Here is a 13,066-nt window from a genome sequence, read left to right on the forward strand (position 1 = left end):
GGTGGGCCCGGTGCTGATCGGCAGGGGCCTCAGTGCCCGCCGGTGATCTGTCCGTCGGGGGCGAGCCGGGACAGGACCTCGGTCACGGCACCCGTCGTCCGTGCCGCCTGCTCCTCGTCGAGCACGAGCGGCGGGGAGAGCACGATGGTGTTGCCGTAATCGCGGACCACCACCTGATGCGCCTCACGGATCTCGGCGGCCACCTCGGCAGCCATGATCGGCTCCCGGGTGACCCGGTCGGAGACCAGCTCGATGCCGGCGGTCGCACCCTCGATCCGCACGTCACCGACGACAGGCAGGTCCGCCGCGGCCGCCAGCCCGTCGCGGAACCAGTCGCCGATCCGAGTCGCGTTGACCAACAGGCCTTCCCGCTGGATCAGGTCGAGGTTGGCGAGTCCGACGGCGCAGGCGACGGCGTGGCCGAAGTACGTGTGCCCGTGGAAGAAACCGTCGCCTCCGGTCAGTGCGTCGGCGATCCGGTCGCCGAGCAGCACCGCGCCGAGCGGGACATAGCCGCTGGTGAGTCCCTTGGCCGTGACGACGAGGTCAGGCCGCATCCCGCGCCGTTCCGAGTCGAACCAGCTTCCGGTGCGGCCGAACGCGGTGACCACCTCGTCGGCGATGAGCAGGATCCGGTGTTCGTCGAGGACCTCGCGCACCCGCGGCCAGTAGTCCGGCGGCGGGGTGATCACGCCGCCGCCCGCCATGACGGGCTCCCCGATCATCGCGGCGATCCGATGCGCACCGATACGCTCGATCGTCTGCCGCAGCTCGGCGACGAGGAAGTCCGTCGGGTCCTGGCCGTCGTAGAACTCGGCGCGGTACGGATGCGGCGGCGTGAGCTTCTCCACGTGCGGGAGGTTCGGGCCGACGGCGTGCTGCATACCGTCGAAGCCGGTCGCCGTGCCGCTGCCGTAGGTGGCGCCGTGGTACCCCATCCTCCGGGCGAGGAGCCAAGTGCGTTCCGGCTCGCCTCGCCGGTGGTGATAGAGCCGCGCGGCCTTGATCGCGGTGTCGACGCCCTCCGAGCCGCCGTTGGTGAAGAAGACCCGGTCGAGGCCGGCGGGAGCCAGCTCGGCCAGGCGAGCGGCCAGCAGGATGGACTTGTCGTTGGAGTACACATCGAAGCTCGTGAAGTACTCCAGCCGCGCGAGCTGCTCCGCGGCGGCGTCCGCGATCTCCCGGCGACCGTGGCCGACCTGGCACAGCCAGTTCGCGCCTCCGGTCGCGTCGAGCAGCTCGGTGCCGCGCGCGTCCCAGACGAGACAGCCTTCGCCGCGCACGATCACGTGTCGTTCGGAGCGGGAGTCGCGCTGGTGCGGATGGATGAGGTGACGCCGGTCGAGTGCCTCGAGCGCGTCCGCTGTCATCCGCGCCGTTCCGGTTGGGCTGGAAATCGTCACTGCATACTCCGATCTTCGTCGTGGAACTGCGAATGCGCGGATTCCGCTGACCTTCCGGGGCACCGTCGACGTTAGCAATCCGGCGGCGGCCCACCAGCTCGCAGAATGCTTCGTCATCCGGCACAGCACGTTCGCACACGGAATTCCGCCACGGTCCGCCTTAGCGTGACTGCGAGCAGGGGAACCGGAACGCGGTGTCCCTTCCCGACCGGAGTCGAGGCGAGAACAATGCGTCCTTTTCAGATCGCTGTTGCCCAAGACGAGCTCGACGAAATGGGACGCAGGATCGCGGATACGAGGTGGCCCTCCGAAATCGCGGACGTCGGCTGGGAGCGCGGGGTCCCGCTGGACTATCTCCGAGATCTCGCCGATTACTGGCGAACCGGGTTCGACTGGCGTGCCGTGGAGCGGCGGCTGAACGAGTTCGACCAGTACGTCACGACCATCGACGGCGCCCAGGTCCACTTCCTCCACGTGCGCTCACCCGAAACCGACGCGCTTCCACTGGTGCTCACCCACGGCTGGCCGGGTTCGGTCGCCGAGTTCGCGGAGGTGATCCCGCGGCTGACCGATCCCCGCGCATACGGTGGTGAGGCCGCGGACGCGTTCCACGTGGTCGTGCCATCCATCCCCGGCTTCGGGTTCTCGGGCCGCACCGAGGACGCCGGTTGGAACGCCCGCAGGGTGGCGGGGGCATGGGCCGAGCTCATGCGCGAGCTCGGCTACGACCGGTACGGCGCGCACGGGGGTGACGCCGGTTCGGTGATCTCCCTCGAATTGGGCAAGCTGCGGTCCGTGGATCCGGTGGGTATCCACCTGACCATGCTGCTGACCTTTCCCTCGGGTGCCCCCGGCGAGCTGGCCGATCTGTCCGCTGTGGACAGGGAACGGCTCGGTAGGCTGAAGCGGTTCGACGAGGAACTGTCCGGGTACATGAAGTTGCAGTCCACCAAGCCGCAGACCCTGGCCTACGCACTGACCGACTCACCGGTGGGGCAGCTGGCTTGGATCGCGGAGCGGTACCACGACTGGACCGGCGAACAGCCGCTCGATCCGGACATCCTGCTCACCGCCGCCACGATCTACTGGCTGACGGCGACGGCGGGCTCTTCGGCACACCACTACTACGAGAGTGCCGCCGACCTGCGCGGCGTCGGCCAGGAGAGTGCGCTGATTACCACACCGGTAGGCGTCGCGGTGTTCGGCGAAGACATCCTGCCCCCGATCCGTCGCCTCGCCGAACGGGACCTGCCCACGATCGTCCACTGGTCGGAGTTCGAACGAGGCGGGCACTTCCCGGCACTCGAGCAGCCGGACGAGTTCGTCGCCGACGTTCGCCGCTTCTTCTCCCGCCTACGCTGAGTTCGCCGCCTACGGGTGTAGGGGTTCCTCCGCAGGCAGCGGTTCCCGGCCGCGGATCAGATCCGCGGCCTTCTCCGCGATGGCGATGGTGGGCGCGTTGGTGTTGCCGCGCACGAGCCGCGGCATCACCGAGGCGTCCACAACGCGCAGGCCGTCCACTCCTCGCACGCGTAGTCCGGCGTCGAGTACCGTGCCCATCGCACAGGTTCCGGCGGGGTGGAACAGCGTCTGGGTGTGCCGGCGGGCATGGTCGCGCAGGTCGTCGTCGTAGTCGGACTCCGGAGGGTCGAGCAGTCTCGTGGTGTACCTGCGCAGCGCCGATCCACGGGCGATCGCCAGCCCGGCCCGCAGGCCCGCCACCGCGACGTCGAGGTCTTCGGGCTCGGCGTAGTAGTCGTGGATGATGCGCGGTTTGGCGGTCGGATCCGGTGACACGATGCGGACGCTGCCGCGGCTGCGCGGCGCGAGAACGCAGGCACCGTAGGACAGCGCGTGCCCGGTCGGCGCTTCGAGCCCGCCCGCGAGGAACATCATCGGTGCCGCGTGGAACTGGACGTCCGGTGCGGCCAAGCCGTCGCGTGTCCGGATGAACCCGCCCGCCTCGGGACCGTTGGACGTCAACGGCCCCGTCCCGGAGCGTTCGAACTCCGCCACGTGACGCGGCTCGGCGGTGACCAGCAGGCTGACCGGTTCGGTATGCGCGAAGTTCAGGTTCACCTGGGGATGGTCCTGCAGGTTCGCCCCCACCTCCGGCTGGTCGACCAGCACGCCGATACCCAGTCCGGTGAGAAGATCGGCGGGCCCGACCCCGGACAGCATGAGCAACTGGGGTGAGTTGTAGGCACCCGCTGAGAGGATCACCTCTCGTTCGGCCCGAAAGGACACCCGCTGGCCGAACCGCTCACCTTCCACGCCACACGCTCTCCCGTTCTCGAGCACCACGCGGTGCACCTGAAGGTCGGTCAGCACGGTGAGATTGGAACGTTCCGACACGGGGCGCAGAAATCCGGCGGCGGTACTGCAGCGGCGGCCTTCGCGTTGGGTCACCTGGTAATGGCCGAACCCGTCCTGCTCGGCACCGTTGAAGTCCGTGTTGGCCGCGTACCCGGTTTCCGTGGCCGCCTCGACGAACGCGGTCGTCATGGGATTGCGTGACCTGCTCTCGGACACGGCCAGCGGACCACCCGTTCCGTGGTAGGCGCCGGCGCCGCGTTCGTTGTCCTCCGACCGCTTGAAATAGGGCAGGAGTTCGGAGTAGCTCCAGCCCGGCTGCCGCCAGCCGTCATAGTCGGAGCGGTGTCCGCGGATATAGACCATCGCGTTCATCGAACTCGTCCCGCCGAGTACCCGCCCGCGGGGCAGGTAGATCCGACGGTTGCCGCAGTGCCGCTCGTCGTGGCTGTCGTAGTCCCAGTCGAGGGCGGTACGGAAGAGTTTCCCGAAGGCGTACGGGGTATGGATGTTCTCGTTCGTGTCGGCAGGCCCGGCCTCCAGCAGGCAGACCTCGACGCCGGGGTCCTCACTCAACCGGTTCGCCAGGACGCAGCCCGCCGAACCGGCGCCGACGATCACGTAGTCGTACAAGATCCCTCCAGGCGTTGGTGTTCGTCATCCGAAGCACAGGAACCCGTCCGGACCGTCCGAAGTGGACGGACCAGGCGGCAGTGTGACGGTGCGGGGCAGCGGTCCGGGGGACCAGGTCCCCGGCACGGTGCGCGAGGTGGCGGTGCTGACCGCCGCGTCCGCGGGAAGTGCCTCCGGCGCGTACGGCTCGATGACCTGCAGCTGCCCCCAGTCGGTGGTGGGACGGCCGCGCAGGTAGGTGGTGAGCGTCCGCCGTCCGCCGACGACGTCGAGCCAGCCGGCCGGACCACCCTTTTCCGCGCACGACCACCCGGAGTACCGGAAGGTGGCGTCGCCGTCGATCCGAAAGCGCGGCAGCCTGCCGATCCCGCGCCGCGGTCCGATGACGTCGAGGCACGGGAAGGGGAACGCGGCGGGCCAGTCGATGTACGTGGGCGCGTCCGCGACGACTTCGGTCAACGTGCGTACCCGAGGGACTCTCGGTACACCGTTCGCCCCGGAACCGGAGGTGGTCAGGAACCGGATCCGGTCCGCCCCGACGGCGTCGCCATCGACGGGTACCCGTACTTCGGGGATGCCCGCCGCGACAGAGCGCCGGGTGACACTCGGCCCATTGGGACTCCGGTGACCGAACTCCACGGAGAGGTCGCCGATGTTCCCGGCCGCGATCGGCAGGACGACTGGGAGTTCACCGCTCGACGCCGTGGCGGGCAGCGCGTACCACGGCGTTCCCGCCAGCTCACCATCCACGGGAGTCAGGCTTCCGGTAGACGGATCGGTTTCGACGAGGACGTCGTCGGCCAGACCGCATCCGCCCCTGCCGACGAGGCGTTCGAAGTTGTCCGCCCCAGGGCTGTAACTGTCGTGCTGCCGACCGATCGCGACACCGGCCGAGGTGAAGTGGGCCAGCACCATGGTGGTGGTGACGAGCACGGCCGGCGCCGTCCGGGAACGGGTGCGGGCGGCCGAGGGACTGCCCCGAAGGTGTTCGACGACCACGACGGCGGCGGCTGCGCAGGCCAGGATCACGGCGACGGTCCGCAGCGGGATCGGGCCCACCGCCGGTGCGCCGTCTGTGAACGGGAAACCCCAGCCCGACACGTACCAGGCGGTGTTCGGCCCGGACAGCGCCAGCGCGGCAGCCAGCAAGACCGCGGTGGCGACCAGAGCGGCGTCGCGACGGGTCCGAGTCACCGGGGGAACCCACGTCCTGGTCATCGCGGCGGCGAGCAGGGGGCCGGCGAGGGCGAGGATTCCGAACTGGTGCGAGATCTTGGTCGGGGCCAGCGCGAGAACGGCGAAGGTACCGACCGTGAGACCCAGCAATCTGCGCAACGGCGCCGTCGCCAAGCCGGCGAGCCGACGGCGCCGGATCAGCAGCACCGCGCACACCACGAGCGAGACGATCGTGAGCAAGACCGGCAGCCGGTAAGCGATGGAACCGGCCACGGAGTCGCTGAGCAGGTCGGCGTAGCGCAGATGATCCTCGTACCAGCCGAATGCCGGGCCGAGGTCGAAATGCAGCCGGGTGGCGTCGGCGAGCGAACGCCAGCTCTGGTCCCAGAACACCACGGTGCCGATCACGGTCGCCGCGGCGGCGATCGGCGGAGCGACCGCCACGAACCCGTGCACCCGCACTCGTTCCCGCACCAGACGCAGCAACGGACGGGCTCCGACCAGGAAGGGCAGTGTGGCGAGCAGGCCGGTGGGGCTCGCCGCCAGCGCCGGTCCCGCGCACAACGCGGCGAGAGCGACCGGAAGGGGCCTGCGGGTGGCGATGGCGCGCTCGACCGCCCCGTAGACCAGCGCGGTGAAGAACAAGATCACCGGCTCGGCACGCAAGCCGTCGTTGTACGGCAGCCAGAACGCCAGGAACATGGCCGCGCAGGCCCACCGCGATGCTCCGCCTCGCGTCCGCGCACCCAGCCGCGGCAGCAGGAGGTGATCGATGACCAGCCAGGTCCCGACGCCCATGATGAGTGACGGCAGCCGGAGTACCGGACCTGCCTCGGACAGCCGCGTCAGAAGGGCGTAGCCCTCGTAGAACCAGCCGAAGAACGAGTCCGGTGCGCCGAACCATCGGTAGAAGTTGGGCAGGTAGCCCGCGTTCACGCGATCGCGCACCATGGTCAGGATGTAGCCGTCGTCGGGGGTATGCGTCCCGATCACCCACCACGCCGTCAGCGCCGCCGTGACAACGAGGTCGGATTTCCCCGGGCGCCGCCTGTGGCGGGACGGACGGTGTCCCCGGCCGTCGATTCCTCGCAGGGCGAGGACCGCACCGCCGGTCAGGGTGATCGCGAGCGCGATCGCGATGAGCTTCATCGGTGACGGGCTCGTGTCGAACCGGTTGTCCACCTCCGCGCGAACGGACAGGCCCCGGACGACGTCCTGTGCGCCGTCGATGTCGGAGTAGATCCCGGTCAGCTGAGGACGGTGGTCACCGGAGGCGACCGCGACCGGCGAACCGCCGATCGAGGTAAGCGTCGCGGCAGCGGTCGCGGTGACAGTGATGTCGCAGTCGCCGCCGGGCAGCGGCACGAACGTCTGGGGCTCGCCTCGCGGCCGCACGATCAAGAGGCCGCTGTCGACGCTCAGTGCGAGTCCGGCGATGGCGCCGAAAGGCGAGGCCGGTGGCGTGGTGGACAGCAAAGTGCCGGGGCCGCTCATCCGGCTGTCCAAGGCTCTCGCCGTGGCACAGCCGATCGTGGCGTCCAGCCGCGTCGGGGAGTAGCTCGTCAACGGGGCGTTCACCGCGCGCGTGCCGTGCGCGGTCGGCCACGTCACCGTGGTCGTTGCCTGGGAAACCGGGAGGAACGGGACGGTCAGGGTGACCAGGACCGCCAGCAGACCGGTCGACCCGGCGACGCGGTATCGCGCACCCCGCCGGGTGACCTGTCCGGCGGCGGGCATTCCGTGGTCACCTCTCCTCGACGACGGCGATCACGTTGCCGTCCGGGTCGGTGAACCAGGCGATGTCCGGCCCCCGGCCCCGGAAGATCCCCTTCTCGTCGGTACGAGGTTTGGTGTAGCGCTCGAAGACGACGCCCCGTGCGGTCAGCTCGTCCACCGCCTCGTCGACGTCGCTGACCGGCAGGTACAGCGCCGTGTAGGTGGCGGGCCGGTGGTCCGGCTTGCGGTAGATGAGCACCTTGTGCCCGCCGGGGAGGTGGACGTGCAGCTGGCCGAACTTCTTCGTCACTTCGAACCCGAGTGTCCCGCCGTAGAACTGCTGGGCCTTCTGCAGGTCGTTCACCGACATCCCGCTGAACGCCTGTTTCGTGGTGGGCATGGACATCTCTCCTCGGTGCTCGGTGGATCCGAAAGTGCTGCTGTAAAGGGGCTGTTCGTCCCCGACGGCGTCACGTCAGGGCGTGATCACCGCCCGGAACCGGACCGTGCTCGAAGCAACCCGGTCGACCGCGTGGCTGATCTCGTTGAGCTGGAAGGTCTCCACCTGCGGGACCACCGCCCTCGATGCCGCGAGGTCGAGTGCTTCGCTCAGCAGGTGAAGACCGTTGTGCGTGGCCCCGATCAGCTTGTGGCGCTGGGCGAAGAACGGTGGCCACAGATTCGGCGGGATCGTCAAGCCGCCTGCCGGGTCGATGCCGGCGAGCACCATCCGGCCGTCGGCGCGCAGCCCGTGCAGGCAGTCCGTGGCCGCGGCATACGAGGTTCCCGTCACCAGGACGATGTCGGCTCCTCCCACGTCGCGCAGCTCTTGACCGTCGGCGACCACGATGTCGGCGCCGAGTGCCCTGGCGAGATCGTGCTTGTCCGGTGACCGGGTGACCGCGATGGTCTCCGCGCCGGACGCCTTGGCGAACTGGAGGGCGAGGTGCCCGACTCCGCCAATGCCGAGCACGGCGACGCGGTCGTGCGGACGCGGCTCGGCCGCCCGGAAGGCACTCCAGGCCGTGTAACCGGCGCAGAGAATGGGCGCGGCGAGTTCGTCGGGCAGACCGTCCGGGATGAGCACGGTCGCCTCCGCCGCCGCCACCAGGTACTGCGCCTGACCGCCGGGGACGGTGAACCCGGTCATCGAAGGGGCGGCGCAGTTCAGCGCCGCCTGCCCGCCCACCGGCCGATGAGACCGGCAGTGTGCACAGCGCCCGCAGGTGGCTTGGACCCAGGTGACACCGACGCGGTCACCGGTCCGCCTACTGGTCACGCCCGCGCCGACCTCGACGACGACGCCCGCCACCTCATGGCCGGGGATCGCCGGATCCGTGGCGGGAAAGGGGATGGCGCCGCTAGTGGCCAGGATGTCGTTGTAGCAGATCCCGCAGGCGCGGACCTCCACCAGTACCTCGCCGGGCCCCGGCGCCGGTGTCGGCACGTCACGCACTTCCCACTTCTCGTTCACGCCGGGAATGACCGCTGCTCGCACGAGGTCTCCTAGAGGTAGCGCGTGTTCGGTTCGAGCCCGCACAGCACCCGGCCGTACAGTTCGAGGTTCGTGTCCGGGTGCATGAGGGCGTGCTGGTTGATGGCATGGACGTCGCGTGCCATCCGCTGGATGGGCACCGAGAGGTAGATCGACGAGCCTCCGCTGGCGGAGTCGAGGATGTCGACCGCCTCCTTGGCCAGCAGGCAGGCCTGGCCCATGTCGGCGCGGGCGCGGACGCGCTCGTCGGGTGACCACGGTTCGTCAGCGGCGCTCTTGTGATCGACCACTGCCGCCAACCGGTGGACATGGAACTCCGCGGCGTCGATCTTGAGCGCGGCCTGGGCGACCTGCCGGTGCGTGAGCGGTGCTTCGCGCTGGCTGCTGTAGTTCGTGTAGGTGATCCCGCGGCCGGGCAGCCGGAGGAGGAAGTGCTCCATGGCCGATTTGGCAAGGCCGAGGACAGTGCCGGCCGACGAGACCGACGCCGTCGGCAGCAACGGCGCGCGAAAGATCGGGGACGTGGCGTTGAGCTTGGATCCGTATTGCTCCACCAGCGCGGCGGCGAGGGGAAGCACCCTGGTGTAGGGCACGTGCACGTCTTGCGCGACCGTCGTGACGCTGCCACTCGCGCCGAGCCCGCTGGTGTGCCAGTCGTCGACGATGGTCAGGTCCGACAGCGGAACCATGGCCATGACCGGCTGTTGTGCGCCGTCGGGGGTCGGCGACATCGCGATGGCGACCTGCCATCGGGCGTGCAGGGCGCCGCTGATGAAGCTCCACTTGCCGTTCAGCAGCAGCCCGCCGTCGACAGGTACCGCCGTCCCGGTGGGACTGAGCGTGCCGCAGACACGGACGTCTCCGTCCGCGAAGACCTCGTCCTGTGTCTCGTCAGGGAAGAGGCCTGCCATCCACGTCGTGATCCAGGAGACGGCGGTGACCCACGACGCCGAACCGTCCCCGCGGCCGAGTTCCGTGGCGACGTCGACCATCGTGCGGGCGTCGCATTCCCAGCCCCCGTAGCGGGCGGGGACCCGCATGCGGTACACGCCGGCGTCGGTGAGCGCGTCTATGACCGCATCGGACAGACGCCGGTCCTGCTCGGCGGACGTCGCCTGTTCCCTCAGCAGCGGTACCAGGTTCGCGGCCCGTTCGACGAGCTGCGTGGTCGTCGGCCTGTGGATGGTGTCCACTCTGTCCTCCCTGGATGGTCGGGGCCCTCGGCCCATCGGGCTCATCGTGCTCCGTCGCGGCGAAGAGTTAGACCTCGCGGAATGCCCTTTCGGAAACTGCTCTCTCATAAGGAATCTCGATTCCGCGCAGCGCAACAAGCGAGGTGGTGACCCGATCCGGTGGATGTGACGATGCGATGGTGCCGGGCGCGGGCAAAGATCAGCCGCCGATCAGGGGAGCATTCATGTCCGAAAGCGACGAACAGTCCACTGTGGCCAGTGCCGCCGTCCTGCCGGAACCGGAACGGATGGCGGCGCAAAGCAGCATCCAGCGCGTCGTCGACGCGTGGGCCGCGCACGACGCGCAGGCATTCGCCGAGGCGTTCACTCCCGACGGGAGCATGATCCTGCCCGGTGTCTACGTGCACGGACGCGCTCAAATCCGGTTCTTCATGGCGAGCGCGTTCGCCGTTCCCTACTTCGGTACCCGGGTGACCGGGGCGCCGATCGAGGTGAAGGTGTTGTCCCCCAACGTCGTGGTCTTCGTCAACAACGGAGGAGTGCTCGCACCGGGCGACCGGAAGGTGACATCGGAGCGAGCCATTCGCGCGACCTGGGTGGTCGTCAAACACGACGGACGGTGGCAGATCGCCGTCTACCAGAACTGTGCTGCCGGAACCGCGTGAACCAAGCACGAGAAGGAGAGCGCCATGGGCGATCGAGTGGGACGGCGAGCGGTGGTGCTGGGCGCGAGTATGGCGGGGCTGGTCACCGCACGGGTCCTCGCCGAGGAGTACGAGCGGGTGACGATCATCGACCGGGACGAGGTGACCGAGGTCGAGGACGCGCGCCGCGGTGTACCGCAGGGTGCGCACGCCCACGCGCTCCTGGCGAAGGGACAGCAGACCTTGGAGGCGTTGTTCCCCGGGATGACCGAAGAACTGCGCGCCGACGGCATCCCGATGGTCGACATGGGCGAGATGCATTGGTTCTTCGAGGGCAGGACGTGGCGGCCCGCGACGACGGGGCTCGTCGTGGCGTCGGTGGCGAGGCCGTTTCTCGAGCGCTGGGTCCGGGCCAGGGTCGCCGCGCTGCCGGAGGTCGAGTTCGTCGAACGGTGCGACGTCGTCGGCGTCCGGACGACCCCGGACGGCGGACGGATCACCGGTGCCCGCGTGCGACGGCATGGCGCCGCTTCGGACGAGGAAGTGCTGGAGGCGGACCTCACGGTGGACTGCACCGGCCGCGGCTCCAGGATGCCGGTATGGCTCGAGGAACTCGGGTACGCAAGGCCGGAACAAGAGCAGGTGAAGATCGGGCTCTCCTACACCACCTGCGAGTTCGACTTGCCTGACCGGCCATTGACCGGGAGCCTCTCGCTGATTCCGCTGGCGACGCCGGGCAGTCCACGTGGCGCGTTCTTCGGCAGAGTGGGCGGGGACCGGCACATCCTGTCCCTGACCGGAATGGTGGGCGACTGTCCGGACCCCGGTCTGGAAGGCTTCTTGGCCTATACGCGTTCGTTGCCGGTACCGGCCATCCACGACGCCGTCGGCACGACCCCGCCGGTCGCCGAGCCGGTCACGATCCGTTTTCCCGCCAGCGTCCGTCGCCGGTACGAGCGGTTGAGCCGCTTTCCCGCAGGGGTACTGGTACTGGGCGATGCCGTGTGCAGCTTCAATCCGGTGTACGGCCAGGGGATGACGGTCGCCGCGCTGGAGGCCGTCGTGTTGCGTGATCAGTTGCGCAAGGGACGGGTACCGGAAGCGGGCCGGTTCTTCCGGCGTATCGCGGAGGTCATCGACGCGCCGTGGGCGATGGCGGCCGGGGGCGACCTCAGTTGGCCCGAGGTGGAAGGCAAGCGCACCGCCCAGGTGCGGATGATGAACGCCTACATGGGCAAGCTTCAGACGGCCGCGACCACGGATGGGCGGATCACCCACGCGTTCATGCGAGTGGCGGGCCTGATCGAGCCGCCGACCGCGTTGATGCGCCCCTCGGTGGTCGCTCGCGTGGTGCGGGGCTCACTGCGGCGTTCCGGCCGTGCTCCCGGTACCCGGTCGACCGAACAAACCGGCGCGAAGGCATTCTGAAGCGGAACTCCCGTGCCGAAGGCCAGGATCACACGGATCCCCGGCCTTCGGCACGGGAGTCAGCCGGCATCGTGCTGGGATGTCGCGGGGACACGGTCGAGTATGGCCAGCAACGCGGGGGGGTCGGCGATGCGCCTCGGGCGCAGGTGCACGTCGATCCGCTGGACACTGCCGGGGTGGACGGTGAACGGGCCGTGCACCCCGATCGACGGCACGCCGGCCATGCTGTCGGCGGAAGTCTCCATCGTCGCGCAACGGGCGAGCAGGTACCACGTTCCGGCCGGCACCTGTTCGAGAATGAAAGGGCCCGGTCGCGAGAGAATGGCGCACCCGGCGGGGCTTCCTTCTGGCAGGGGATCAGGGAACAGTCCGACGAACGCCGGACCGATCGTATCCGTCCGGGGCGACAGCAGACGTCCGCAGACCACGGCGGTCTGCTTGCGTGGAGCGGGGCCGTGCCTGCCGAATCGCAACCCCGTCCGGCAGGGCAGGCCGCCGTATTGGCGGTAGACACTGGGCGGCAGACCGACACAACTGGTGAAGCGGTTACCGAACGTGCCGACGCTGGCATAGCCGACCCGGTGGCTGATCTCCATTGTGGTGAGGTCGGTCGACATGAGCAGTTGCTTGGCGTGCTCCAGTCTCAGCGCCGAGAGAAACCGGCCCGGTGAGATTCCCGTGATTCTGTGAAACATTCTTGAGAAGTGGAACTTGCTGTACATCGCGGCGTCGGCCATGTCGCCGATAGTGATCTTTTCGGAAAGTCTCTGTTGCATGAGTAAAATAGCACGATTTATACCCTGTTCGATTTCCTGTTCCACCAACGTCCCTCCTCCGAAGATGGTTTATCCGCATACTTCAAGCCGAATGCGAGGCTTTGGCGGTGCGCGTATTCCGGCTGCTGCGGGCACGCGGAGACCACGTCCGAGGCCCGTCGAGCCCGGCTGCGAACCGATCAATGACGCTCCGTCACGGTGTTCTAAACGGCCGCGGAAGCTGCCCGCCGGACCTGAGGGCATGTCGCCCACATGTTCGACGGGTGGTCACTGTTTTCGCCATGGTTCC

General features: G+C 68.8%; 10 protein-coding genes. 3 read left to right on the top strand and 7 right to left on the bottom strand.

The annotated features are described in order from the left end of the window. Positions 1–29 precede the first annotated feature (29 nt). Positions 30–1,370: an aspartate aminotransferase family protein gene (locus DMH03_RS32500; protein WP_125795793.1), complete on the bottom strand. Its 1,341-nt coding sequence runs from the start codon at positions 1,368–1,370 to the stop codon at positions 30–32. Positions 1,371–1,631: 261 nt separating this feature from the next. Here DMH03_RS32500 and DMH03_RS32505 point away from each other — a divergent pair, with 261 nt between their 5' ends. Continuing rightward, the gene (locus DMH03_RS32505; protein WP_125795794.1) at positions 1,632–2,765 is read left to right on the top strand and encodes an epoxide hydrolase family protein; all 1,134 of its coding nucleotides are present in this window, start codon (positions 1,632–1,634) and stop codon (positions 2,763–2,765) included. 9 nt (positions 2,766–2,774) lie between these two features. On the opposite strand, the gene DMH03_RS32510 is transcribed toward DMH03_RS32505, so the two are convergent. From DMH03_RS32510 to DMH03_RS32530, 5 genes are all read right to left on the bottom strand, one after another. Beyond that, complete coding sequence (locus DMH03_RS32510; protein ID WP_125795795.1) at positions 2,775–4,349, bottom strand: GMC family oxidoreductase; 1,575 nt, start codon at positions 4,347–4,349, stop codon at positions 2,775–2,777. Positions 4,350–4,373: 24 nt separating this feature from the next. After that, positions 4,374–7,262, bottom strand: a complete 2,889-nt coding sequence (locus tag DMH03_RS32515; protein WP_125795796.1) for an arabinosyltransferase domain-containing protein — start codon at positions 7,260–7,262, stop codon at positions 4,374–4,376. A gap of 7 nt (positions 7,263–7,269) precedes the next feature. Beyond that, positions 7,270–7,641, bottom strand: a complete 372-nt coding sequence (locus tag DMH03_RS32520) for a VOC family protein (RefSeq protein ID WP_125795797.1) — start codon at positions 7,639–7,641, stop codon at positions 7,270–7,272. Positions 7,642–7,716: 75 nt separating this feature from the next. Further along, positions 7,717–8,739 (bottom strand): alcohol dehydrogenase catalytic domain-containing protein, encoded by a 1,023-nt coding sequence (locus DMH03_RS32525; protein ID WP_125795798.1) that lies wholly within the window; start codon positions 8,737–8,739, stop codon positions 7,717–7,719. 8 nt (positions 8,740–8,747) lie between these two features. Beyond that, the gene (locus DMH03_RS32530) at positions 8,748–9,929 is read right to left on the bottom strand and encodes an acyl-CoA dehydrogenase family protein (RefSeq protein WP_305021791.1); all 1,182 of its coding nucleotides are present in this window, start codon (positions 9,927–9,929) and stop codon (positions 8,748–8,750) included. Between the two features lie 224 nt (positions 9,930–10,153). Between DMH03_RS32530 and DMH03_RS32535 the strand changes: the two genes are divergently transcribed. Further along, positions 10,154–10,594 carry an SgcJ/EcaC family oxidoreductase gene (locus tag DMH03_RS32535; protein WP_125795800.1) on the top strand — a complete coding sequence of 147 codons (441 nt, stop codon included), beginning with the start codon at positions 10,154–10,156 and terminating at the stop codon, positions 10,592–10,594. A 24-nt stretch (positions 10,595–10,618) separates the two neighbouring features. Continuing rightward, complete coding sequence (locus tag DMH03_RS32540) at positions 10,619–12,001, top strand: NAD(P)/FAD-dependent oxidoreductase (protein ID WP_125795801.1); 1,383 nt, start codon at positions 10,619–10,621, stop codon at positions 11,999–12,001. Between the two features lie 59 nt (positions 12,002–12,060). Here the strand turns inward: DMH03_RS32540 and DMH03_RS32545 are convergent, their stop codons facing one another. Next, positions 12,061–12,822: a helix-turn-helix domain-containing protein gene (locus DMH03_RS32545; protein WP_233611758.1), complete on the bottom strand. Its 762-nt coding sequence runs from the start codon at positions 12,820–12,822 to the stop codon at positions 12,061–12,063. Between the last annotated feature and the right edge of the window lie 244 nt (positions 12,823–13,066).

Source organism: Amycolatopsis sp. WAC 01376, assembly GCF_003947415.1.
GTDB lineage: Bacteria > Actinomycetota > Actinomycetes > Mycobacteriales > Pseudonocardiaceae > Amycolatopsis.

Bases quoted from the DNA above. Each gene is read 5' to 3' on its own strand.
- DMH03_RS32505 (WP_125795794.1), top strand. From the start codon at position 1,632: ATGCGTCCTTTTCAGATCGCTGTTGCCCAAGACGAGCTCGACGAAATG.
- DMH03_RS32520 (WP_125795797.1), bottom strand. From the start codon at position 7,641: ATGCCCACCACGAAACAGGCGTTCAGCGGGATGTCGGTGAACGACCTG.
- DMH03_RS32515 (WP_125795796.1), bottom strand. From the start codon at position 7,262: ATGCCCGCCGCCGGACAGGTCACCCGGCGGGGTGCGCGATACCGCGTC.
- DMH03_RS32535 (WP_125795800.1), top strand. From the start codon at position 10,154: ATGTCCGAAAGCGACGAACAGTCCACTGTGGCCAGTGCCGCCGTCCTG.
- DMH03_RS32540 (WP_125795801.1), top strand. From the start codon at position 10,619: ATGGGCGATCGAGTGGGACGGCGAGCGGTGGTGCTGGGCGCGAGTATG.
- DMH03_RS32500 (WP_125795793.1), bottom strand. From the start codon at position 1,370: ATGACAGCGGACGCGCTCGAGGCACTCGACCGGCGTCACCTCATCCAT.